Source organism: Ralstonia soli (genome assembly GCF_023955655.1).
Lineage (GTDB): Bacteria > Pseudomonadota > Gammaproteobacteria > Burkholderiales > Burkholderiaceae > Ralstonia > Ralstonia soli.
The window spans coordinates 26,463-47,118 of record NZ_JAMXHT010000010.1 but is presented as its reverse complement, the minus strand read 5'-3'; the positions used below and the strand labels follow the sequence as shown (position 1 = coordinate 47,118).

Genomic DNA, 20,656 nt, shown 5'->3' with positions numbered 1-20,656 from the left:
ATCAAACGTCGTCAAGGAAACCACGATGCAACGTGTCACCAAAGCCGTCTTCCCTGTTGCTGGACTCGGCACCCGTTTTCTGCCGGCCACCAAGGCCAGCCCGAAGGAAATGCTGCCGGTGGTGGACAAGCCGCTGATTCAGTACGCCGTGGAAGAAGCCATGGCCGCCGGCATCACCGAGATGATCTTCGTGACCGGCCGCAGCAAGCGCGCCATTGAAGACCACTTCGACAAGGCCTACGAGCTCGAAGCCGAACTGGCAGCCAAGCAGAAGACCGCCCTGCTCGAGGTGGTGCATTCGATCAAGCCATCTCACGTCGACTGCTTCTACGTGCGACAGCCCGAAGCGCTGGGCCTCGGCCACGCGGTGCAATGCGCCGAGAAGCTGGTCGGCGATGCGCCCTTCGCGGTCATCCTGGCTGACGACTTGCTCGACGGCAACCCGCCCGTCATGAAGCAGATGGTCGATCTGTACGACCACTACAACTGCTCGGTGATCGGCGTGGAAGAGATCGACCGTGAGCAGAGCCGTTCGTACGGTGTGGTGGATGGCCGCCCGTGGGAAGAAGACGGCAGCGTGATCAAGATGTCAGGCATCGTCGAAAAGCCGGCACCCGAGAACGCACCGTCGAACCTGGGCGTGGTCGGCCGCTATATCCTGACGCCGCGCATTTTCGATCACATCCGCAACCTGAAGCCGGGCGCCGGCGGCGAGTTGCAACTGACGGATGCCATCCAGTCGCTGCTGTCGGCCGAGCAGGTACTGGCCTACCGCTACAAGGGCGTGCGCTATGACTGCGGCAGCAAGCTGGGTTACCTGAAGGCCACCGTGGAATTCGCCCTCAAGCACAAAGAAGTGGCGGACGAGTTCCGCGCCTACCTCGCTTCGCGCGGCTGAGTTGCACCTGCGCAACAACAAACCCGCCCAGCGCGAGCTGATGCGGGTTTTTTGTCGATCGAATCCGGCTCGTGGTCGACCCGGGACCATGCGAGGGACCGGCGCCTTGTGAGCCCGGCATCACCCGCACCGTGACAACAAAAAACCGCGAATCCTTGCAGACGCGCGGTTTCTTTGAAACGTCCACAGGATGGACGCCTTCACGGCACAGCCGTTTTTACTTGTGCCGGTAGTTGATGCGACCCTTGGTGAGGTCGTACGGCGACATTTCCAGCTTCACGCGGTCGCCTGCGAGAATGCGGATGCGGTGCTTCTGCATCTTGCCCGATGCGTAAGCCCAAATCTCTACGCCGTTTTCCAGTTGCACGCGAAAACGATTGTCGGGCAGTGCTTCAGAGACCACCCCTTCAAATTCAATCAGTTCTTCCTTGGCCAAACTCGTTCCTTTGTATGCAGCACGCGGCTGCGCCGATGGTTGCAATGATGTGATGACCCACCCGAACCACACTGCACACCCCATGGGCATGCAGCTGTATCGCCGCGATCATCTGCCCGGACAGCGGGCGGGGGGGTACCTGGCTGCACCAAACACAAATCGCGCCCGCCAGTGGCACGTGGTGCTTGGTACAAGCGAGAGCGAGGAATGGGTGGCGGTCGCAGATGCGCGCCGCCCGACTCGGCGCGGGGTGATCCCCGGTGCTGGATTCGGCAGCCACCGGCCATGATTGGCCCGGCGGCGTGCCGGATTCGCCCGATATTCTATCACGGGCAGGGGGATTCGGCTTCAGGCACCGTCGGCTGTGAGCGACAGATCCGGCACGCCGCCATCAATGATGCTCTCGGCAAAGCGCAGCGCTGCGAGGCGCGCATCACCTACATTGGCGAACTGCTGGTCCCCTGAGAGGCGAAACACCTGCGTTTGCCCGGGTTCGGGCGACTCCCCCTCCCGACAGATCATCACGGCCGCGTTATAGCTGCGGTCTTCCCTGGCCTCGGGCCAGCGTGCCGTGCGTTCATGTTGGAAAGCCAACGGATAAATGTCGAAGCCTTTGTATTGGCCCGCCGGCGAAGTGTCCATCTGAAATGCCCCCTTCTTGAACGTCGAGTGCTGTCCGACTATACACCTGCCCGTTTTTCATGGCGATGAAAGTGGCGCCAACGTTTGATCAGCGCCGTGCCTCCGCCAGGAGAAGGGTTGCCCCGGCCGGCAATCCGGACTACGCCGCCCTCGTCCCGCTGACCACGCTCAGGGCGCTGGCTGGGGCATCGGCAAACGGCAGGCCGACGTAGTTCTCGGCCAGCACGCGTGCACCCGCCGGCGAACTCGTCACGTAATCCAGTTCGGCGCGCTGCAGCTTCTGCATGAAAGGCGAGTGATCGTCAAAACGATGCAGCATTGACGTCATCCACCACGAGAAGTGCTCGGCGCGCCAGACGCGTTGCAGACAGCGCTCGGAGTAGGCCGCGAGTTGCGCGATGTCGTTCCGCTGGTACCGCGCCGTCAGTGCCTGCGCCAGCACGCGCACGTCAGCCACCGCCAGGTTCATGCCTTTTGCGCCTGTTGGCGGCACGATGTGCGCCGCGTCGCCGGCGAGGAACAGCCTGCCATGCTGCATGGTCTCGCAGACAAAGCTGCGCATCGGCGTGACGCTCTTTTGCAGGATCGTGCCTTCCTTGAGGTGCCAGCCGTCGTTGTTCTCCAGGCGCGTGTGGAGTTCATCCCAGATGCGGGCGTCGGACCATTCGGCCAGGTTCTCGTCCGGCTTGCATTGCAGGTAGAGCCGCGTGATCTTGGGCGAGCGCATGCTGAACAATGCGAAGCCGCGGTCATGGCTTGCGTAAATCAATTCGTCGGCCGCCGGTTCCGCTTCGGCGAGGATGCCGAGCCACGCGAATGGATACACACGCTCGTACACGGCTTGCCGCTGCGCCGGAATCGCGGGCCGGCAGATACCGTGAAACCCATCGCATCCGGCGATGTAGTCGCATTGCAGTGTCTGCGGCACGCCGTCGTGCACGAAGCGCACCGAAGGCGTGGCCGATTCGATATCGTGCACCGACACGTCGGACACATCGAACAGCAACGGCGCACCTTGCTCCACACGCGCAGCAATCAGGTCCTTCACCACCTCGTGCTGCCCATACACGGTGATGGAGCGCCCGCCCGACATCGCCGTCAGATCAATGCGATGCCGCTTGCCGCCGAACAGCAGGTCGATGCCGTGGTGCACCAGCCCTTCACGGCGCATGCGCTCGCCTACGCCCGCTTCGTTGAGCACGTCGACCGTGCCCTGCTCCAGCACGCCGGCGCGGATGCGCTCTTCCACGTACTGGCGGCTCTTGGTTTCGAGAATAACGGCGTCGATGCCGTTGCGGTGCAGAAGCTGCCCGAGCAGCAGGCCCGCCGGGCCCGCGCCGATGATGGCGACCTGTGTGCGCATGGTGGTTGTCTCCAGATGGATTGGAATCGTTCTGGCAAGCATTGTTGGCGCGCACCTTGATATCCGACAATGCAATATTGGCGATAAACTTTATCGCCAATTCAGATAACGCGTTCGCCATGTCCACCCTGCCCGACTTTGACTTGAACCTGCTGCCGATCCTGATGGCGTTGCACGATGCGCGCAGCGTGAGCATGGCAGCACAGCAGCTCGGCATGAGCCAGCCGGGCGTGAGCACGGCGCTGGCCAAACTGCGTGCCGCGTTTGATGACCCGCTGTTTGTACGCACCTCGCGCGGCATGGAGCCGACGCCGCGTGCACTGGCACTCATTCCAGCCGCGCGCGATGTGCTGGCGCGTGTGCAGCAAGGCATCCTGGAAACCGGAGCGTTCGATCCAGCAACCACCACGCACCTGTTCTCGATTGCGCTCTCGGATGTGGGCGAGATGGTGTTCCTGCCGCGCATTGTCGAGGCCATGGCACGCGAGGCGCCGCGGGCGTCAGTGCAATCCGTGTCGCTGCCGCCCGCGCAGATCGAGCGCGCGCTGGAGACCGGTTCGCTGGACCTCGCCGTCGGTTATTTCCCTGATCTGAAGAAGAACAATTTCTTTCAGCAGCGGCTGTTCACGCATTACTTCACGTGCATCGTGCGGGCTGACCATCCTGTTACGCGTGGCGGCAACACGAAGCTGTCGATGGCGCAGTTCCTCGAATATGGGCACGCCGTGGTGCGTGCGGAGGGGCGCAGTCAGGAGCTGTACGAGCGCTTTCTGGAACGCAAGCGCATCCGCCGTACGCCTGCGCTGCTCACGCCGCATTTCATGAGCATCCCGTTCATCCTCGCGCGCACGGATCTGATTGCCACGGTGCCGCACGCGGTAGGGCTGTCGTTCATGCAGTCGCACGCCAACATCTGCGTGATGACGCCGCCGCTGGAGTTGCCGAGCTTTGACCTCAAGCAGCACTGGCACCGCAAGTTCCACAACGATGCGCGCAGCCAGTGGTTCCGCGCGCTGGTGTCGTCGCTGTTCAACGACGAGGCGGACGAATGGCGCGAGCCCGGCCACCGGCCCGCCAAGCGCAAAAACACGAAGTAATCGACCGGCCGCTGGTGGTCACAATCCGAGCAGTCGATTGCAGCACGAACACAGAGCCTTTAGCATCGTCGCCACGCGCAAACGACGCCGTTGTGCTGACTACCGGCTCACGTTTGCCGACCCACCCTTGGAGACCTTCATGAAACGTCGTGCCCTGCTGTTGACCGCCGTTGCTGCTGCGCTCGCGACCACCCTGCCCGCCTTTGCCGACGAGCCGATCAAGATCGGCCTGATCGCGCCCTTTTCCGGCCCCTTTGCCGACTACGGCAAACAGATGGAAGGCGGCATCAAGGCGTATCAGAAGCTGCACGGCACGACCGCAGGCGGGCGCCAGGTGCAGATCATCCTGAAGGACACGACGGGCCCCGTGCCCGACGTGGCCAAGCGCCTGGCCCAGGAACTGGTGGTACGCGACAAGGTCGACTTCCTCGCCGGCTTCGGCCTGACGCCCGAAGCACTGGCCGTCACGCCCATCGCGCAGCAGGCGAAGAAGCCGATGGTGATCTTCAACGCCGCATCGTCATCGATCACCACCAAGTCGGACTACGTGACGCGCGTATCGATGACGTTGCCCCAGATCTCCGCGCCGATCGCCTCGTGGGCACTGAAGAACGGCATCAAACAAGTCGCGACCGTAGTGGCCGACTACGCGCCCGGCGTCGATGCGGAGAACGCGTTCAAGCAGACCTTCACGGCCGGCGGCGGCCAGGTGGTGGAAGCCGTGCGCGTGCCGCTGCGCAATCCGGAATTCGCGCCGTTCATCCAGCGCGTGAAGGACGCCAAGCCGCAGGCGGTGTTCGTCTTCCTGCCCGCTGGCGAACAGGGCGTGGCGTTCATGAAGGGCTTCCGCGAGCGCGGGCTGGCGCAGGCCGGCACCAAGGTCATCGCCACGGGCGACCTGACGGATGACCACGTCCTGCCCGCCATGGGCGACTCGACGCTGGGCGTCATCACGTCGTTCCACTACTCGGCCGCGCACGACTCGCCGCAGAACAAGACCTTCCTGAAGGCCTTTGCGGATGCCAACCCCGGCGCGGGCCGTCCGAATTTCATGGCCGTGGCTGCGTATGACGGCATCGGCGCGATCTACAACGTCATCAACAAGTTGGGCGGCAAGATCGACGGGGAGAAGGCCATGGCGGCCTTCAAGGGCATGAAGATCGACAGCCCGCGCGGGCCGATCACCATCGACCCCGCTACGCGCGACGTGGTGCAGACGGTCTACATCCGCAAGGTGGAGAAGGTCGGCAACGAGCTTTACAACGTCGAGTTCGACAAGTTTGCCGACGTGAAGGACCCGGGCAAGTAACGCCCAATTCAACGTTACGCAACGGACACGAGCCGTTGCAGCAGCGGTGCATCGGCCAGCAACTCCGCGCTGGCCGATGCATGCACGATGCGCCCGCGATCGAGCACGAGCGCACGCTGCGTCAGCTCCAGCGCCAGGCGCGCGTGCTGCTCCACCACGATTACCGCCATGCCGCCCTCTTCCACCAGCGCGCGGATGGCACGGCCAAGCTCCTGCACGATGATCGGCGCGAGGCCTTCCATCGGTTCATCGAGCAACAGCAGCGCGGGATTCGTCATCAGCGCGCGGGCAATGGCGACCATCTGCTGCTCGCCGCCCGAAAGCTGATTGCCGAGATTGCGCCGCCGCTCCTGCAGGCGCGGGAACGTCTTGTACACGCGCGCCACGTCCCACGCGCCGGGCCGTGCGACGGCGGTGAGATGCTCCTCCACCGTCAGCGACGGAAACATCCACCGCTCTTGCGGCACCCAGCCCAGACCCGCCCGCGCACGCCGATGCGGCGCCACCTTGGCGATGTCCGCGCCCTGCCAGCGGATGCGTCCGCCGTGCAATCGCGTGAAGCCCATCAGCGTGCTCAGCAGCGTGGTTTTGCCAACGCCGTTGCGGCCCAGCAATGCGAGGCTACCGCCCGCGTCCAGCGTGAAGGACACATCGTCCAGCACGACGGCATTGCCGTAGCCGGCCGTTACGTTCTCGAAGGACAGCAACTCAGGCATGTTCGGCCTCCCCGAGGTAGACCTCGCGCACGCGCGGGTCGGCGGCAATCTCCTCTGGCGTGCCTTCGGTCAGCACGCGGCCACCCACCAGCACGGTGATCCGCTCGGCAAAGCGGAAGACGAGGTTCATGTCATGCTCGATGAAGACGATGGTGATGTCGCGCGGCAGGCTGGCAATCACCTCGAACAGCTCGGTACTCTCGCCGGTGGGGATGCCGGCGGCTGGCTCGTCGAGCAACAGAATGCGCGGGTGCGTCGCCAGCGCCAGGGCAATCTCCACGAGCCGCTGTTTGCCATACGGCAACGCATGCGTGGGCGACAGCGCGTCGGCGCCCAGTTGCAGGCGGCCCAACAGCGCCATCGCTTCTTCGCGCGCCTCCTTGTGCGACGCAACCGTGCGATGCCAGTGCCACGATGCACCGGTGCGCTCGAAGATGGCCAGCATCACCGATTCGAGCACCGTCAGCCCCGGGAACAACGTGTTGATCTGGAATGTGCGCGTGATGCCGCGCTTGACGCGCCGGTGCGCGGGCAGCCGTGTGATGTCCTCCTGATCCAGCAGCACTTGGCCCGCGGTGGGCGCCAGCGTGCCGGTCAGCAGGTTGATGAAGGTGGTCTTGCCGGCACCGTTGGGGCCGATCAGCGCATGCCGCGCGCCGGGCTTGAACGACAGCGAGATATCGGAATTGGCGTGAAACGCGCCCCAGCGCCGGGAGAGGCCACGTGTGCTCAGCGTGGGCGTGGGATGCATGGTCAGCACGTTCATGCGGCGCCTCCGTTGCGGGCTCGCCATGCCTGGATGGCGGACACCGCAGCCTCCAGCCCGCCGAGAATGCCGCCGCGCGCAAACAGCACGATCACCATGAGCAGCAGCCCGATCCAGAACTGCCAGTAGACCGGGTTGATGCCGGCCAGCACATCCTGCGCCACCATGAACACCGCGGCGCCGATCAATGCGCCATACAGCCGCCCCGTGCCGCCCAGCACCAGCATGATCAGCAACTCGGCCGAGCGCGAGAACCCAAGCGAGTCGAGCCCGACAAACTGCGTGGTCTGCGCGAGCAGTCCGCCCGCCACACCGGCAATCGCCGCACTCACGGTGAAGGCCGCCACCAGACGCATGCGCACATCAGCGCCGATGGCCGGCATGCGCTTCGGGCCTTGCTGAATCCCTCGCAGCGACAGCCCGAACGGTGAGCGCACGAGCCGGCGCAACAGCACGAACACCAGGAACAGCACGACCAGGCTGTAGACGTACGCCGTGCGGCCCTCCAGGTCGAATGCAAAGGTGCCGAGCAGGTTGCCCATCGTCACGCCGGAAAGGCCGTCGACACCGCCGGTCAGGAACGCCATCTTATTAGCCGCCTCATACAGCATCAGGCCAATGCCGAGGGTGACCATCAGGCGGGTCAGGTCCTGTCCGCGCACCACGAGGAAGCTCACGCAGAAGCCACCCAGCGCGGCAACGATGGCGCCGGCTACCAGCCCCGTGAGCGGCTCGCCCCAGCCATGCGCTGCAAGCAACCCCGCCGTATAGGCGCCGAGCCCAAAGAAGCCCGCATGCCCCAGCGACACGATGCCCGCACAGCCGAGCACCAAATCCAGCGACAGCGCAAACAGTCCGACGATCAGCACCTGGCTGCCGAAGACGAGGTAATCGGGAAGCAGAAAGAACACCGCCACGGGCACACACCAGAACACCAACTCGAGCGGCGACCAGCGCCCGTTCGGCAGCCCATGCCCCTGCGTGTGCGCGGCGGCCTGCGGAGACCGCATCAGTTGCTGCAGCACGTTCATGCGCGCCTCCCCAGCAGACCCCTCGGGAAGAACACGAGCAGCACCACCATCAAGCCGTAGATAGCGAACGCGCCCAAGTCCGGCACGTAGTACTTGCCCGCCACGTCGAACACGCCCAGCACCAGCGCCGCCAGCAGCGTGCCCTTGATGGAGCCCGCGCCGCCCACGGCCACCACGAGCAGAAAGTACACCATGTACTTGATCGGAAAGGCCGGATCAAGCCCGAGCACATCGATACCCAGCCCACCGCCCAGCCCCGCCAGCCCGGAGCCCAGCGCAAACGTAACGGAGAACACCAGGCTCACGTTGATACCCAATCCCGCCGACGCCTGCTGGTTGTCCACCGAGGCCCGCACCTGCGCGCCAAAACGCGTGCGTTCAATCAGCCACGCCAGCACCGCCGTCAACACGATCACGATGCTGATCAGGAAGAGCCGGTAGCGGCCCACTTCCAGCCCGCTGTCGAACGCGCGCAATTGGCCGCGCAGCATCTCCGGCAGCTCGACCGGCTGCTGGGCCGGACCCCACACGTAAGTAGCCCCGGCCATCGCCATGAAGACGAGCGCAATGGAGAACAGCACCTGATCCAGCGGGCTCGCACGGTAGAGCCGCCGGTACAGCGTGCGCTCCAGCACAAACCCGATGGCCGCAGTGACCAGAAAGGCAATGGGCAGCGTCGCCAGGAACGGCACGCCGAGGCGGTTCATCAGCACCACGCACACATAGCCGCCCGCCATGGCGAACGCCCCGTGCGCGAGGTTGATGAAGTTCATCAGCCCCATCGTGACCGACAGGCCGATGCTGATCAGGAACAGCAGGCTGCCGTAAGCCAGCCCGTCAAACAACACACCTATCGCGCTGAGCAAGGGTCTCCTCCTGGGGCTTCCGGCTCGGCGGCCGGTTTGCCCTGTGTGTTGCGTGGTGTCTGTCCCGGACGACGGGGTTACGTCTTCGCTGCGGCCTCCGCATCCATCTCGGCAAACACGGTCTGCGCGAGGTGGAAGGCGTGGTTGGCTGCCGGCACGCCGCAGTAGATGGCGGTCTGCAGCAGCGTCTCCTGGATCTCGTCGCGCGTCACACCGTTGTTGGAGGCGGCGCGCAAGTGCAGGCGCAGTTCACCGTCGCGGCCCAGGGCCACCATCATGGCGATCGTGAGCAGGCTGCGCGTGTGGCGCGGCAGGCCGGGGCGCGTCCAGATCTCACCCCACGCATAGCGCGTGATGAGGTCCTGGAACGGCGCCGTCAGTTCCGTCTGTGCGGCATTGGCGCGGTCGACGTGGGCATCGCCCAGCACGGCGCGACGCACCTGCATGCCGGCGGCATAGCGTTCGCGGTCATCCATGGGCCACCTCGCGTGCGACACCGGTGGAGAGGAAGCTGACCAGTGCTTCGGTATAGCCCTCAGGCTGTTCCCAATTGGACAGATGGCCGGCCGCGAGCTGGACGTATTGCGCACCTGGCACGCTCTCGGCAATGGCTTTCGTTTGCGCCGGAGGCGTGGAGATGTCGTGCGTGCCGCCGATCACCAGCATCGGCACACGGATGTTCGGCAATTGCGCGCGCAGGTCCGCGTCGCGGATCGCCCCGCAGCAACCGTTGTAGCCCGCGGTGGGCGTGGCAAGAAATACCCTCTTGAAACCATCGATCGCAGCCGGATTGGCCTCGGGATAGCCCGGCGAGAACCAGCTCAGCAGCTTGTCGGTAATGGCGGCCATACCGCCGCGCTCCACCAGCGCGATGCGGTCATTCCAGCCTTGTGCTGTACCGATGAGTGCAGCCGTGTTGGTCACCACCATGCGAGGAAAACGTTCGCCGTGATACGCGGCCAGCCACAAACCCGTGAGGCCACCCATCGACAGACCGCAGAACAGCGCAAGGTCGATGTCGTAGTGATCCAGCAGCGCGAGCACATCACCGCCAAGCTGTGCCACGCCGAACGGCGCATCCGGCACGCTTGACTGACCATGACCGCGCTGGTCATAGCGCAGCAGACGGAAGTGCTGGCGCAGGGCCTCGAGCTGCGGCTGCCACATCCCGAGGTTGGTACCCAGCGAGTTCGACAGCACCAGCACCGGCTTGTCCGCCTCGTGTGTGTCGTCAAACTCGTGATACAGCCGGACGTTGTCGTGTTCGAGCCAGGGCATGGTGTCTCCGTGGATCCGTAATCAGGGATGGCGGCGAGCGTGTTCCGCGAGAACGCGGTCCACCGCGGCGCCCGCATCGCCAAGATAATGAGTGGGGTCAAGCAGTGCTTCGAGCCGTTGTGGCGCGGCATTGCCCCAGATGCGCAGCACGTCGGCGTCTTCCATCAGCACGTCGCGCAGCGTTGTGTTGTCCTGCACGGCCTTGCGGCTGGCAGCTTCGACGACGTGATGCGCCTGCAGGCGGCCGATATCTGCGCCGAGCGCGAGCATCACGGCTTCACCCAGGATCAGGCCACGCGTCAGGTCGAGGTTGACGCGCATGCGTGCCGCATCCACCTGCAAGCCTTCGATGATGTCGCGCATGCGATCGAGCGCGCCGGCAGCCAAGCACACCATCTCGCGTAGCGTCGCCCATTGCGCCTGCCAGCCGCCGAGCGCACGCTCGTGCTCCTGCGGCAGTGCGGACAGCAGCGTGCTCGCCAGCCCAGGCATGCGCGCGGCCGCCGCCAGCACGGTGGCGCAGCCGACCGGGTTACGCTTGTGCGGCATGGTGGAAGAACCGCCCTTGCCCGCACCCGCAGGCTCGGCAACTTCGCCCACCTCGATCTGCATCATCAAAGAGAGATCGCGCGCGACATGGCCCAGCGTGCCGGTCAGCAGCGCCAGCGTGGCGCCGATGTCGGCCACACGGTCCTGCTCGCCATGCCAAGACAGTGAGGGCAGCGGCAGGTCGAGTTCATGCGCCAGCGTCTGGGCGACAGCGCGCGCGTGTTCGCCCAGGCTGGCCAACGTGCCCGCCGCCCCGCCAAACTGCAGCGCAGGCACATGCGCACGCAACGCCGCAAACCGATCCTGCGCGCGATGCACCGCTTCCAGCCAACCGGCGACCTTGCGGCCGAAGGTGGTTGGCAAGGCTTGTTGCAGCCACGTGCGGGCGACCATCGGCGTATTGCGATGGCGTTGCGCCAGCGCGGCCAGCGCATCGGCAAGCTTTTGCAGATCAGCCTCGATCAACTCAGCCGATTGCCGCCACTGCAGCATCAGGCCGGTATCGATGATGTCCTGGCTGGTCGCGCCCCAATGTACATAGCGCGCGGCGTTGGCATCGTGCTGCGCGACAGCGGCGGTCAATTGCTTGACCAGCGGAATCGCCAGGTTGCCCGCGCTGGCAGCGGCACTGCCGAGCGCCTCCAGATCGAGCGTGGCCTTAGCGCACACCGCGCGGATCGGCGCGACGGCTTCCGCCGGAATCACGCCGACCGCGCCTTCGGCCTGCGCAAGCGCCGCCTCCACATCCAACATCGCGCGCACGGTGGCCGCATCGGACCACACCGCCAGCATGGCCGGTGTGGAGAACGCACGATCGAGCAGTCCGCTGGTCATGGCCGCATCAAACGCGTTCGATCACCATGGCAATGCCCTGGCCCACGCCAATGCACATCGTGCACAGTGCGTAGCGGCCACCGGTGCGGTGCAGCTGGTACATCGCCGTCGTGACCAGGCGCGCGCCGCTCATGCCGAGCGGGTGGCCAAGTGCGATGGCGCCGCCGTTCGGGTTGACGCGCGGGTCGTCGTCCCGCAGGCCGAGCTGCCGCATCACGGCCAGGCCCTGCGCGGCAAATGCCTCGTTCAGCTCGATCACGTCCATCTGGTCGATCGTCAGGCCGAGTTGCTTGAGTAGCTTCTGCGAAGCCGGCGCCGGACCGATGCCCATCACGCGCGGGGGCACACCGGCGGTGGCCATGCCGACGATGCGCGCACGCGGCGTCAGGCCAAAGCGCTTGGCGGATTCCTCATTGGCGAGCAGCAGCGCGCAGGCGCCGTCGTTCACGCCCGACGCATTGCCGGCGGTGACGGTGCCGTCCGGGCGCACCACGCCCTTGAGCTTGGCCAGCGCTTCCATGCTGGTCGCGCGCGGGTGCTCATCGCGGCTCACCACAATGGCGTCGCCCTTCTTCTGCGGGATCGTCACCGGGGTGATTTCCTGCGCGAGCGTGCCATCTTCCTGCGCGCGTGCGGCGCTGGCCTGGCTGCGCAGTGCGAAACGGTCCTGGTCTTCGCGGTTGATGTTGTAGTCGGTGGCGACGTTCTCGGCGGTTTCGGGCATCGAGTCGACGCCGTACTGGGCCTTCATCAGCGGATTGACGAAGCGCCAGCCGATGGTGGTGTCGTAGATGGCGGCATCGCGCGAGAAGGCGCTCGCGGCCTTGCCCATCACGAACGGTGCGCGGCTCATGCTTTCCACGCCACCGGCAATCATCAGCGACGTTTCACCGGCGCGAATGGCGCGTGCCGCCGTGCCCGTGGCGTCCATGCCCGAGCCGCACAGGCGGTTGATGGTCGAACCCGGCACAACGTCGGGCAGCCCCGCCAGCAGCGACGACATGCGCGCCACGTTGCGGTTGTCTTCACCGGCCTGGTTGGCACAGCCGTAGATCACGTCTTCAACGGCCGACCAGTCGACCTGCGGGTTGCGCGCCATCAGCGCCTTGAGCGGCACTGCACCCAGATCGTCCGCGCGCACGGCGGACAGGCTGCCGCCGTAGCGGCCGATGGGGGTGCGGATGGCGTCGCAGATAAAGGCTTGCGTCATGATTGTTCTGTCTCCGGTTGTTGTCTTATGCGCGACGCAGCGGCGCGGCCGTCAGCGTCTGCAGCGTATCGAAATCCAGGCCATCGGCCATCTCGCGCACCACCAAGCCCTCGGGCGTGATGTCGATGACGGCGAGGTCGGTGTAGATGGTATCGACGCAGCCAATGCCCGTCAGCGGGTATGTGCACGACGGCACGATCTTGCTGTCGCCGTGCTTGGTCTGGTGCTCCATCATGACAAAGACCCGCTTGGCGCCGATCGCCAGATCCATCGCCCCGCCTACGGCCGGAATCGCGTCCGGCGCACCCGTGTGCCAGTTGGCCAGGTCACCCGTGGCCGACACCTGGAAGCCGCCGAGCACACAATAGTCGAGATGGCCGCCTCGCATCATGGCAAACGAATCGGCGTGATGGAAGAACGATGCGCCGGGCAACGCGGTCACCGGCTGCTTGCCCGCGTTGATGAGGTCTTCGTCTTCCTCGCCGGCTGCGGGCGCCGGGCCCATGCCGAGCAGACCGTTTTCGGTATGCAGGATGATTTCGCGGTCGGCGGGCAGTTGGTTGGCCACCAGCGTCGGCAGGCCGATCCCGAGGTTGACGATCGAGCCGTCCGGAATGTCGCGCGCCACGCGGGTGGCGATCTGGTCACGCGTCCAGCGCTGGATCTTGGTGGTGGCTTCGGCGCTCATGCGGCCTCCTTGGCGGCTTGTTCGGCGCCGAGTTGCACGACGCGCTTGACGAAAATGCCCGGCGTGACGATGTGCTCCGGGTCCAGCTCGCCGAGTTCCACCGTCTCGCTGACTTGCGCGATGGTGCACTTGGCTGCCATGGCCATCACCGGGCCGAAGTTGCGCGCGGTCTTGCGATAGACGAGGTTGCCCCAGCGGTCTGCGCGCAGGGCCTTGATGAGCGCGTAGTCGGCAGTCAACGGCAACTCGAACACATACGGCTTGCCGTCGATGATGCGCGTTTCCTTGCCTTCGGCCAATTGCGTGCCGTACGCGGTCGGGCAGAAGAACCCGCCGATCCCGGCACCGGCGGCGCGGATGCGCTCGGCCAGATTGCCTTGCGGCACGAGTTCCAGCTCGATCTCGCCCGCGCGGTACAGCGCGTCGAACACGTACGAGTCAGCCTGGCGCGGGAACGAGCAGATGATCTTGCGCACGCGGCGCGCCTTGAGCAGCGCGGCGAGGCCCGTCTCGCCGTTGCCGGCGTTGTTGTTGATGATGGTGAGCTCTCGCGCGCCGTGGGCGATGAGCCCGTCAATGAGCTCGGACGGCATGCCGGCGGTACCGAACCCGCCGATCATGATGGTGGCACCGTCCGGGATATCGGCCAGGGCGGCCTCGACGGACGGACAAAGCTTGTTGATCACGTGCATTCTCCGGCAGGGGGCGCCGTGCTTGGATGACCGGGCGCCGCGGAGCATCGCGGGCCGGGAATGGCCGTGCCGCACAGTGCGGCCTGCGAGTCTCCTGTTGGACAACTGGATCGACACAGGCCTTTGCTGTCTGGCCACGCTCCATTTGTTCGATATACGAACACACGTTCGATCCAAGAACGAATCTACGCCTCCCCTCCGGGGCATGTCAAGACGTACGCATACCGATCGGCCGTTCGAGTAGCGAAACAGGAACAATGTCAGTAGTCTTGAGGCCACTGCACCGCTTTCCGCCTCTTTTTGCATGTCTGCCGCCGAACTTCCTGCCGAAAAACCCAGCGACTCCTACGTTCAGTCCTTTGCGCGGGGGCTCTCCGTCATCCGCGCGTTCAATGCCGAGCGCCCAGAGCAGACGCTCTCCGAAGTGGCCGAGGCCACGGGCCTGACCCGCGCCGGCGCACGCCGCATCCTGCTCACGCTGGTGAGCCTGGGCTACGTCAGTTTTGAAGGCCGCCTGTTCCGCCTGACCCCCAAGATCCTCGACCTGGGCTTCGCCTACCTCACCTCGATGCCGTTCTGGAACCTCGCCGAACCGGTGATAGAGGAACTGGTGCAGACGGTGCATGAAAGCTGCTCGGCTTCGGTACTGGATGGAACGGAGATCGTCTACGTGCTGCGCGTACCCACGCAGAAGATCATCGCGCTGAACCTATCGGTCGGCAGCCGCCTCCCAGCGTTCTGCACGTCGATGGGCCGCATGCTGCTGTCGGGCCTGCCCGAAGATCAGCTCGACATCGTGCTGCGCGAATCCGATCGACGCCCACGCACGCAGCGCACCATTACCGAGGTCGACGCGTTGAAGGACATCATTGCCGGCGTGCGCCAGCAGGGTTGGGCGCTGGTCGATCAGGAGCTCGAAGAAGGGCTGATCTCGCTGTCGGCGCCGATCCGCAATCGGGCCGGCGACATCATCGCCGCCATGAATATCAGCGGACAGGCCAACCGGACGTCCGCCAAGCAGATGACGAAGCAGTTCCTCGGCCCGCTGCAGCAGGCGGCCGAGCGTATTTCGGCCATGGTCCGGGTGCGGACCTGAGTTCAACAAAAACAGCAGTGCGTAGTGCGCTGCGCGCCTCGCATCCCGGCACTTTTTTCAATAAAATTGTGGCTCCGTGGGCAAAGAGGATGTCTGTGACTCAACACACCGCCACTCGCGCCGGTCTGGATGTGGAAGGTCGCCGCAGCCGGGCGCGTGTTTCGCGCGTTCTGGCGCTTGCCCTGCCGCTTCTGTCCAGCCCGGCGTGGGCGCAATCGTCGCCACTGGCGGCCGCCATGCAGGAGCTCTCTCCGCTGGCCCGCATGCTGGTGGGCGCTGCCACGGGCCGCAGCACCGCCGCTGCCGGCGTGCCAGCCCTCACCGGCCCCGCCCGCAACGCAGATCGCGCCCTCACCCAGGCCTGTACCGAGATCAACCGCTTCACCCCCGTCCCGCTCGACCGCGAGACCGCGCTTGTGCAATGTTCGCTGGCGCAGAAGAAGACCCTCATCTTCGTCATCACGCTCACCAACTACGCCGCGCACTCGGCCGCATCGCAGGGCTTTCGGCTCAATTTCGTACCGATCCTGCAGAAGAACATCTGCAACAACGGCGATGTGCGCATCCTCACCCGCCTGGGCTTGAGCCTGGTCTACCGCTACCGCGGCAACGACCACGAGACGGTGGGCGACGTGCCCATCAACGAATCGATCTGCGGCACGCTGTAAAACGCGCGCCACCCGCCCCGGGAATCCCCTGATGGAGCGCAGCCGACTGCCATGTCATTAATGGCAGACAAAGTCTCTTTTCATCAAACGCCTGCCGGGCCCCATCCTTGCTGCAGGGGCCTCGCCGGCCCACTCGCACGCTGCCCGGCAATCCCGACATCCCATCTGTGCTTTCCCGCCCCAAACCGTCCGCCAAACCGCGTCTGCACCGCTTCGGCGTCGGCTATAGTTGGGCGCTTTGCACACGCCGTCATATGGTTATCCGAAGTCCGCGCAACCGAATTGCCTGTGTGCCGGTATGCTCGCGGGCGACTCTGATTCGCGCACTGTCCACCACCCAAGTCGTCAAGGAGAACACCCGATGAAAACAAGCCGACGTCTGACGCAATTTGCTGGTGCCACCATCCTGGCCGCGGCCACCCTGGTCGCCACCACGGCCCATGCTGACCAGCTCGCCGACATCAAGAAGAAAGGCGAACTGGTCTGCGGCGTGCTCGGCACCGACGAGCCGTTCAGCTTCCTGAAAGACCCGATGAGCCGCGAGATCGTCGGCTATGACGTTGACATGTGCGACGCGGTGGCCAAGAGCCTGGGCGTGAAACCGGTGCTCAAGCAGCTGGCCGTGGCCGCGCGCCTGCCTGAACTGCAGCAAGGCCGCGTCGACCTGCTGGCCGCCTCGCTCACGCACAACAAGGAGCGCGAGGCGCAGATCGACTTCTCGGTCTCCACCTTCATCACCGGTCAGAAGGCCATGGTGAAGAAGAGCAGCGGGATCACGTCGCTCGCGCAACTCGACGGCAAGAAGCTCCTGACGGTCAAGGGCTCCACCATGGAAGCCAACATCGCCAAGACCATCAAGAACGCCGATGTCGTCTCGTTTGACAACAGCCCGCAGGCATTGCTGGCCCTGCAACAGGGCAAGGGCGTCGCCTACGTGAACGACGAAACCACGCTGATCGGCAACATGGCCAAGATGGGCCCGGCAGCGAAGGACTACACGCTGCTGCCACAAAACCTGTCGACCGAGCACCTGGCACTGGGCATCCGCAAGGGTGAGCCGGCCTTCAAGAAGCAAGTCGACGACGTGCTGCTCGGCATGGAGAAGAGCGGCGAAGCGCAGAAGCTGTTCGACAAGTGGTTCGGCCCGAAGACCAAGATGGCCTTCCCGGAGCGCACCTTCAAGATCTCGACCGACAAGATCGATTAATCGCTAAACGTCGGACCGCCCGGACCGGGTGTCTAAACTGCGTCCGGGCGGTGAATTCCCATGCCCCAATTTGATTTGTCGATGCTGCTCTCGGGGCAGTATCACCAGTGGCTCGTCAGCGGTTTCTTCCTGTCGATCAAGCTCTCGGTGCTGGCCTTCGTGCTGGCGCTGCCGCTTGCCATCGTCGTTGCGCTGCTGCGCCTGGCACCCGCAGCGCCGCTGCGCGGCATCGGCCAGGCCTTCGTCGAGGCCATCCGCAACGTGCCGCTGCTCGCCCACATGCTGTTCTGGTATTTCGGTGCGCCGCAGATCCTGCCGGAGTTCATCCGCGACTGGCTCTACAGCATGAACTACGAGGCCGCGAGCGCGGTCATCGCCCTTGTGCTCTACACCGCCGCCTATATGGCGGAAGACATCCGCAGCGGCATCCGCTCCATCCCGAAAGAGCAGCTTGAAGCCAGCCGCGCGCTGGGCCTCTCGTTCCTGCAGGCGATGCGGCTGGTGATCCTGCCGCAATCACTGCGCGTAACCGTCCCGCCGCTGGTCAGCCAAACGTTGAACCTGTGGAAGAACTCGAGTATCGCCATGGTCATCGGCGTGGCTGAGCTGATGTACCAGGCGCAGCAGGTGGAGAGCGCCACCTTCCGCGGCTTTGAGGCGTTTGCGTTTGCCACCGCGGCGTATCTGACCATCTCGATTGCGATTACGGTGTTTTCGGCCTGGTATCAGCATCGTTTCCCGGTGAGGACGCTGTAACGATGCTCGACCTCATCCAAACCTACGGCGTCTACTACCTGATCGGCCAGTACCCGAACGGGCCACTGGGCGGTCTGGCGCTGACGTTCCTGCTGGCGTCGGCCGGGCTCGTGCTCGCACTGCCGGTGGGCATCATCCTGGGCCTGTGCCGCGTGAGCCCGATCGCTGCGCTGCGCTGGCCGGCCACGGCGCTGGTCTACGTGGTGCGTGGCACGCCGCTGCTGATGGTGATTTTCTGGGCGTACTTTCTGCTGCCGACCATCACCGGGCATCGCACCGATCAATTCAGCACCATGCTGACCGCGCTGGTCATCTTTGACGGCGCCTACCTGGCAGAGATCGTGCGAGCCGGCATCCAGGGCTTGCCGCGCGGGCAGATGGAGTCCGCCCGCACGCTCGGCCTGTCGTATATGCAGGCCATGCGGCTGGTGATCCTGCCGCAGGCGCTGCGCAACATGCTGCCGTCGCTGGTCAACCAGCTGGTGTCGACCATCAAGGAAACCTCGCTGGGCTACATCATCAGCCTGCCCGAGGTGTCGTTCGTGGCGGGGCAGATCAGCACCGCCGTGATGGTCAAATCGGCCGAGGTGTATGGCCTGCTGGGCATCAGCTACTTCGTCATGTGTTTCAGTCTGACACGCGTGGCGTTCTATCTGGAGCGGCGCCTCGCAGCGCACGCGCCATCCAAACCATGAACATGATCACGATCGAACACGTCGACAAGTGGTATGGCGATTACCACGCGCTGGTCGACGTCAACGAAACCGTCGCCAAGGGCGAAGTGGTGGTGGTGTGCGGGCCGTCGGGCTCGGGCAAATCCACGCTCATCCGCACGCTCAACCGGCTCGAAGCCATCCAGAAAGGCCGCATCACCGTCAACGGGCACGACGTGCACGCGCACGGCGTGGATGTGAACGAACTGCGCAGCGGCATCGGTTTCGTGTTCCAGCAATTCAACCTGTTTCCGCATCTGACGGTGATGCAGAACTGCATCCTCGCGCCCGTGCAGCTCAAGCGCATGCAGCCGCAGGAAGCGAAGGACTTTGCGATGGGCCTGCTCGAACGCGTGGGCCTGCCGCACAAGGCCGACACCTACCCGAGCCAGTTGTCGGGCGGCCAGCAGCAACGCGTGGCGATTGCCCGCGCGCTGGCCATGAAACCGCCGGTGATGCTGTTTGACGAGCCCACCTCCGCGCTCGACCCCGAAATGGTGAACGAGGTGCTGCAGGTGATGAAGGACCTCGCGCGCGACGGCATGACCATGGTCTGCGTGACGCACGAAATGGGCTTCGCGCGTGAAGTGGCCGACCGCGTGCTCTTCATGGACCAGGGCCAGGTGCTGGAGCGCGCCACCCCCGAAGATTTCTTCCTGCGCCCGCAGCACCCGCGTGCGCAGCGCTTCTTGGCGGACATCCGCTCACCGTGGAGCCAGCCCGCCTGAGCCACGGCATCGCGCAATAAAAAACGGGGGACGCGATGTCCCCCGTTTGTTTTGAAGCGCAATGACTCAGCTTATTGAATCGCCTTGTCGTTCGGGTGCGCGTACAGATCCTTCATGCCCGCCGTCATCGGGTAGTTCAGGTTCAGGCCCTTCGGCGGAATCGGCGACAGGAACCACTTCTTGTACAGGTCGTTGGCCTTGCCCGACTTCATCAGGTCGGCAATCACGTCGTCGGCCACCTTCTTGAACGCCGGATCGTCCTTGCGCATCATGCACGCGTAGGTTTCGGTTTGCAGCGGCGTGCCGGTCACGACCCAGTCGGCCTGGTTCTTGGCCTTGGTGCGCTCGCCGTACAGCAACGGCTCGTCCATCACGAACGCCACGGCGCGGCCCGACTCCAGCGTCAGGAACGCCTGGCCGTGATCCTTCGCGAGGATCAGGTTCATCTTGTCGCCGTCCTTGGCCTCACCGTTCATCTTCTGCAGGATGCGGTCTTCAGTGGTGCCGGCGGTCGTCACCACGGTCTTGCCCTTCAGGTCCGCAAAGTCCTTCACGCCCGAATCCTTCTTCACCAGCATCAGCATGCCGTAGATGAAGATGTTGTTCGAGAACGCGACCTGCTTCTGGCGTTCAAGGTTGTTGGTGGTCGAGCCGCACTCGAAGTCGATCGTGCCGTTCTGCAGCAACGGAATGCGGTTCTGCGACGTGATCGGCGTGAGCTTGACCTGCAGCTTCTTGCCTACTGCCTTTTCCACACCGGCGACGATCATGTTGGAGATCTCTTGCGAATAGCCGGTGATGTTGCCGCTGCTGGCTTCATACGAAAACGGAATCGACGATTCGCGATAACCCACGGAAATCACGCCCGATTGCTTGATCTTGGCCAGCGTGTCGTTGGACTGCGCCTGTGCGCCGGTCGACAGCGCGGCAAGCGCGCCGGCAGCAGCCAACGTCAGACAGCACAGGGTACGTTTGGTCGAGTGCATCGGATGCAGCGTCTTCATGCTTCCCCTCCTTAGGGATGTTCGCTCCAGACTACTTGGGTTACCAATGGGTGTAGGCCAGATGTGGACCATCGGGCCAGCACGCTCGGTCTTTCGAATCTCGCTCTTT

Annotated in this window: 23 protein-coding genes; 9 read left to right on the top strand and 14 right to left on the bottom strand. The window is 64.6% G+C overall.

Translation table 11 applies throughout. From position 1 onward, the window contains the following. The first annotated feature begins 25 nt into the window (after window positions 1–25). Window positions 26–898: a UTP--glucose-1-phosphate uridylyltransferase GalU gene (galU, locus tag NG900_RS23935; protein WP_252684455.1), complete on the top strand. Its 873-nt coding sequence runs from the start codon at window positions 26–28 to the stop codon at window positions 896–898. A gap of 217 nt (window positions 899–1,115) precedes the next feature. Here the strand turns inward: galU and infA are convergent, their stop codons facing one another. The 3 genes from infA to pobA form a co-directional block, all read right to left on the bottom strand. Then, window positions 1,116–1,334 (bottom strand): translation initiation factor IF-1, encoded by a 219-nt coding sequence (gene infA, locus NG900_RS23930; protein ID WP_004631109.1) that lies wholly within the window; start codon window positions 1,332–1,334, stop codon window positions 1,116–1,118. A gap of 348 nt (window positions 1,335–1,682) precedes the next feature. Beyond that, the gene (locus NG900_RS23925) at window positions 1,683–1,976 is read right to left on the bottom strand and encodes a hypothetical protein (protein ID WP_252684453.1); all 294 of its coding nucleotides are present in this window, start codon (window positions 1,974–1,976) and stop codon (window positions 1,683–1,685) included. Between the two features lie 139 nt (window positions 1,977–2,115). Further along, the gene (gene pobA / locus NG900_RS23920) at window positions 2,116–3,339 is read right to left on the bottom strand and encodes a 4-hydroxybenzoate 3-monooxygenase (protein WP_252684451.1); all 1,224 of its coding nucleotides are present in this window, start codon (window positions 3,337–3,339) and stop codon (window positions 2,116–2,118) included. A 119-nt stretch (window positions 3,340–3,458) separates the two neighbouring features. On the opposite strand from pobA, the gene NG900_RS23915 reads away from it, so the two are divergent. Then, entirely contained in the window at window positions 3,459–4,436 is a 978-nt protein-coding gene (locus NG900_RS23915; protein WP_252684449.1) for a LysR family transcriptional regulator, read from the top strand. A gap of 139 nt (window positions 4,437–4,575) precedes the next feature. Continuing rightward, complete coding sequence (locus tag NG900_RS23910) at window positions 4,576–5,745, top strand: ABC transporter substrate-binding protein (protein WP_252684447.1); 1,170 nt, start codon at window positions 4,576–4,578, stop codon at window positions 5,743–5,745. A gap of 14 nt (window positions 5,746–5,759) precedes the next feature. Here NG900_RS23910 and NG900_RS23905 read toward each other — a convergent pair whose 3' ends face one another. The 10 genes from NG900_RS23905 to NG900_RS23860 form a co-directional block, all read right to left on the bottom strand. Next, window positions 5,760–6,461, bottom strand: coding sequence for an ABC transporter ATP-binding protein (locus NG900_RS23905; protein ID WP_252684445.1), 702 nt, complete (start codon window positions 6,459–6,461; stop codon window positions 5,760–5,762). Further along, a complete protein-coding gene (locus NG900_RS23900; RefSeq protein ID WP_252684443.1) occupies window positions 6,454–7,227 on the bottom strand; it encodes an ABC transporter ATP-binding protein in 774 nt (257 codons plus the stop codon). The genes NG900_RS23905 and NG900_RS23900 overlap by 8 nt, the downstream gene beginning before the upstream one ends. Further along, entirely contained in the window at window positions 7,224–8,258 is a 1,035-nt protein-coding gene (locus NG900_RS23895) for a branched-chain amino acid ABC transporter permease (RefSeq protein WP_252684441.1), read from the bottom strand. Before NG900_RS23895 ends, NG900_RS23900 begins: the two co-directional genes overlap by 4 nt. After that, on the bottom strand, window positions 8,255–9,124 hold the full coding sequence (locus tag NG900_RS23890) for a branched-chain amino acid ABC transporter permease (RefSeq protein WP_252684439.1): 870 nt from the start codon (window positions 9,122–9,124) through the stop codon (window positions 8,255–8,257). Before NG900_RS23890 ends, NG900_RS23895 begins: the two co-directional genes overlap by 4 nt. A 77-nt stretch (window positions 9,125–9,201) precedes the next feature. Next, the gene (pcaC, locus tag NG900_RS23885) at window positions 9,202–9,600 is read right to left on the bottom strand and encodes a 4-carboxymuconolactone decarboxylase (RefSeq protein WP_252684437.1); all 399 of its coding nucleotides are present in this window, start codon (window positions 9,598–9,600) and stop codon (window positions 9,202–9,204) included. Further along, window positions 9,593–10,402: a 3-oxoadipate enol-lactonase gene (pcaD, locus tag NG900_RS23880; protein ID WP_252684435.1), complete on the bottom strand. Its 810-nt coding sequence runs from the start codon at window positions 10,400–10,402 to the stop codon at window positions 9,593–9,595. The genes pcaC and pcaD overlap by 8 nt, the downstream gene beginning before the upstream one ends. A gap of 21 nt (window positions 10,403–10,423) precedes the next feature. Continuing rightward, the gene (locus NG900_RS23875) at window positions 10,424–11,785 is read right to left on the bottom strand and encodes a 3-carboxy-cis,cis-muconate cycloisomerase (protein ID WP_252684433.1); all 1,362 of its coding nucleotides are present in this window, start codon (window positions 11,783–11,785) and stop codon (window positions 10,424–10,426) included. Window positions 11,786–11,792: 7 nt separating this feature from the next. Next, window positions 11,793–12,995 carry a 3-oxoadipyl-CoA thiolase gene (gene pcaF / locus NG900_RS23870; RefSeq protein ID WP_252684431.1) on the bottom strand — a complete coding sequence of 401 codons (1,203 nt, stop codon included), beginning with the start codon at window positions 12,993–12,995 and terminating at the stop codon, window positions 11,793–11,795. Between the two features lie 25 nt (window positions 12,996–13,020). Further along, window positions 13,021–13,683, bottom strand: coding sequence for a CoA transferase subunit B (locus tag NG900_RS23865; protein WP_252684428.1), 663 nt, complete (start codon window positions 13,681–13,683; stop codon window positions 13,021–13,023). Beyond that, window positions 13,680–14,369 (bottom strand): 3-oxoacid CoA-transferase subunit A, encoded by a 690-nt coding sequence (locus tag NG900_RS23860; RefSeq protein ID WP_252684426.1) that lies wholly within the window; start codon window positions 14,367–14,369, stop codon window positions 13,680–13,682. Before NG900_RS23860 ends, NG900_RS23865 begins: the two co-directional genes overlap by 4 nt. Before the next feature lie 310 nt (window positions 14,370–14,679). On the opposite strand from NG900_RS23860, the gene NG900_RS23855 reads away from it, so the two are divergent. The 6 genes from NG900_RS23855 to NG900_RS23830 all read left to right on the top strand — a co-directional run bounded on the left by NG900_RS23855 (window position 14,680) and on the right by NG900_RS23830 (window position 19,543). Continuing rightward, entirely contained in the window at window positions 14,680–15,471 is a 792-nt protein-coding gene (locus NG900_RS23855) for an IclR family transcriptional regulator (protein WP_252684424.1), read from the top strand. A gap of 89 nt (window positions 15,472–15,560) precedes the next feature. After that, window positions 15,561–16,139, top strand: coding sequence for a hypothetical protein (locus NG900_RS23850; protein ID WP_252684422.1), 579 nt, complete (start codon window positions 15,561–15,563; stop codon window positions 16,137–16,139). A 361-nt stretch (window positions 16,140–16,500) separates the two neighbouring features. Further along, a complete protein-coding gene (locus NG900_RS23845; protein ID WP_252684420.1) occupies window positions 16,501–17,346 on the top strand; it encodes an ABC transporter substrate-binding protein in 846 nt (281 codons plus the stop codon). A gap of 60 nt (window positions 17,347–17,406) precedes the next feature. Further along, window positions 17,407–18,102, top strand: a complete 696-nt coding sequence (locus tag NG900_RS23840) for an amino acid ABC transporter permease (protein ID WP_252684418.1) — start codon at window positions 17,407–17,409, stop codon at window positions 18,100–18,102. 2 nt (window positions 18,103–18,104) lie between these two features. After that, the gene (locus NG900_RS23835) at window positions 18,105–18,797 is read left to right on the top strand and encodes an amino acid ABC transporter permease (RefSeq protein ID WP_252684417.1); all 693 of its coding nucleotides are present in this window, start codon (window positions 18,105–18,107) and stop codon (window positions 18,795–18,797) included. Next, window positions 18,794–19,543, top strand: a complete 750-nt coding sequence (locus NG900_RS23830) for an amino acid ABC transporter ATP-binding protein (protein ID WP_289813959.1) — start codon at window positions 18,794–18,796, stop codon at window positions 19,541–19,543. Before NG900_RS23835 ends, NG900_RS23830 begins: the two co-directional genes overlap by 4 nt. Window positions 19,544–19,614: 71 nt before the next feature. Here the strand turns inward: NG900_RS23830 and NG900_RS23825 are convergent, their stop codons facing one another. Beyond that, window positions 19,615–20,547: a glutamate/aspartate ABC transporter substrate-binding protein gene (locus tag NG900_RS23825; RefSeq protein ID WP_252684415.1), complete on the bottom strand. Its 933-nt coding sequence runs from the start codon at window positions 20,545–20,547 to the stop codon at window positions 19,615–19,617. Window positions 20,548–20,656: the final 109 nt, after the last annotated feature.

Excerpts from the sequence above, each read along its gene's own strand:
- NG900_RS23840 (WP_252684418.1), top strand. The coding sequence starts at position 17,407 with ATGCCCCAATTTGATTTGTCGATGCTGCTCTCGGGGCAGTATCACCAG.
- NG900_RS23895 (WP_252684441.1), bottom strand. The coding sequence starts at position 8,258 with ATGAACGTGCTGCAGCAACTGATGCGGTCTCCGCAGGCCGCCGCGCAC.
- NG900_RS23905 (WP_252684445.1), bottom strand. The coding sequence starts at position 6,461 with ATGCCTGAGTTGCTGTCCTTCGAGAACGTAACGGCCGGCTACGGCAAT.
- NG900_RS23845 (WP_252684420.1), top strand. The coding sequence starts at position 16,501 with ATGAAAACAAGCCGACGTCTGACGCAATTTGCTGGTGCCACCATCCTG.
- NG900_RS23925 (WP_252684453.1), bottom strand. The coding sequence starts at position 1,976 with ATGGACACTTCGCCGGCGGGCCAATACAAAGGCTTCGACATTTATCCG.
- NG900_RS23850 (WP_252684422.1), top strand. The coding sequence starts at position 15,561 with ATGTCTGTGACTCAACACACCGCCACTCGCGCCGGTCTGGATGTGGAA.
- NG900_RS23865 (WP_252684428.1), bottom strand. The coding sequence starts at position 13,683 with ATGAGCGCCGAAGCCACCACCAAGATCCAGCGCTGGACGCGTGACCAG.
- NG900_RS23875 (WP_252684433.1), bottom strand. The coding sequence starts at position 11,785 with ATGACCAGCGGACTGCTCGATCGTGCGTTCTCCACACCGGCCATGCTG.
- pcaC (WP_252684437.1), bottom strand. The coding sequence starts at position 9,600 with ATGGATGACCGCGAACGCTATGCCGCCGGCATGCAGGTGCGTCGCGCC.
- NG900_RS23835 (WP_252684417.1), top strand. The coding sequence starts at position 18,105 with ATGCTCGACCTCATCCAAACCTACGGCGTCTACTACCTGATCGGCCAG.
- NG900_RS23830 (WP_289813959.1), top strand. The coding sequence starts at position 18,794 with ATGAACATGATCACGATCGAACACGTCGACAAGTGGTATGGCGATTAC.
- NG900_RS23855 (WP_252684424.1), top strand. The coding sequence starts at position 14,680 with ATGTCTGCCGCCGAACTTCCTGCCGAAAAACCCAGCGACTCCTACGTT.
- pcaD (WP_252684435.1), bottom strand. The coding sequence starts at position 10,402 with ATGCCCTGGCTCGAACACGACAACGTCCGGCTGTATCACGAGTTTGAC.
- pcaF (WP_252684431.1), bottom strand. The coding sequence starts at position 12,995 with ATGACGCAAGCCTTTATCTGCGACGCCATCCGCACCCCCATCGGCCGC.
- NG900_RS23825 (WP_252684415.1), bottom strand. The coding sequence starts at position 20,547 with ATGAAGACGCTGCATCCGATGCACTCGACCAAACGTACCCTGTGCTGT.
- pobA (WP_252684451.1), bottom strand. The coding sequence starts at position 3,339 with ATGCGCACACAGGTCGCCATCATCGGCGCGGGCCCGGCGGGCCTGCTG.
- NG900_RS23915 (WP_252684449.1), top strand. The coding sequence starts at position 3,459 with ATGTCCACCCTGCCCGACTTTGACTTGAACCTGCTGCCGATCCTGATG.
- NG900_RS23900 (WP_252684443.1), bottom strand. The coding sequence starts at position 7,227 with ATGAACGTGCTGACCATGCATCCCACGCCCACGCTGAGCACACGTGGC.
- galU (WP_252684455.1), top strand. The coding sequence starts at position 26 with ATGCAACGTGTCACCAAAGCCGTCTTCCCTGTTGCTGGACTCGGCACC.
- NG900_RS23910 (WP_252684447.1), top strand. The coding sequence starts at position 4,576 with ATGAAACGTCGTGCCCTGCTGTTGACCGCCGTTGCTGCTGCGCTCGCG.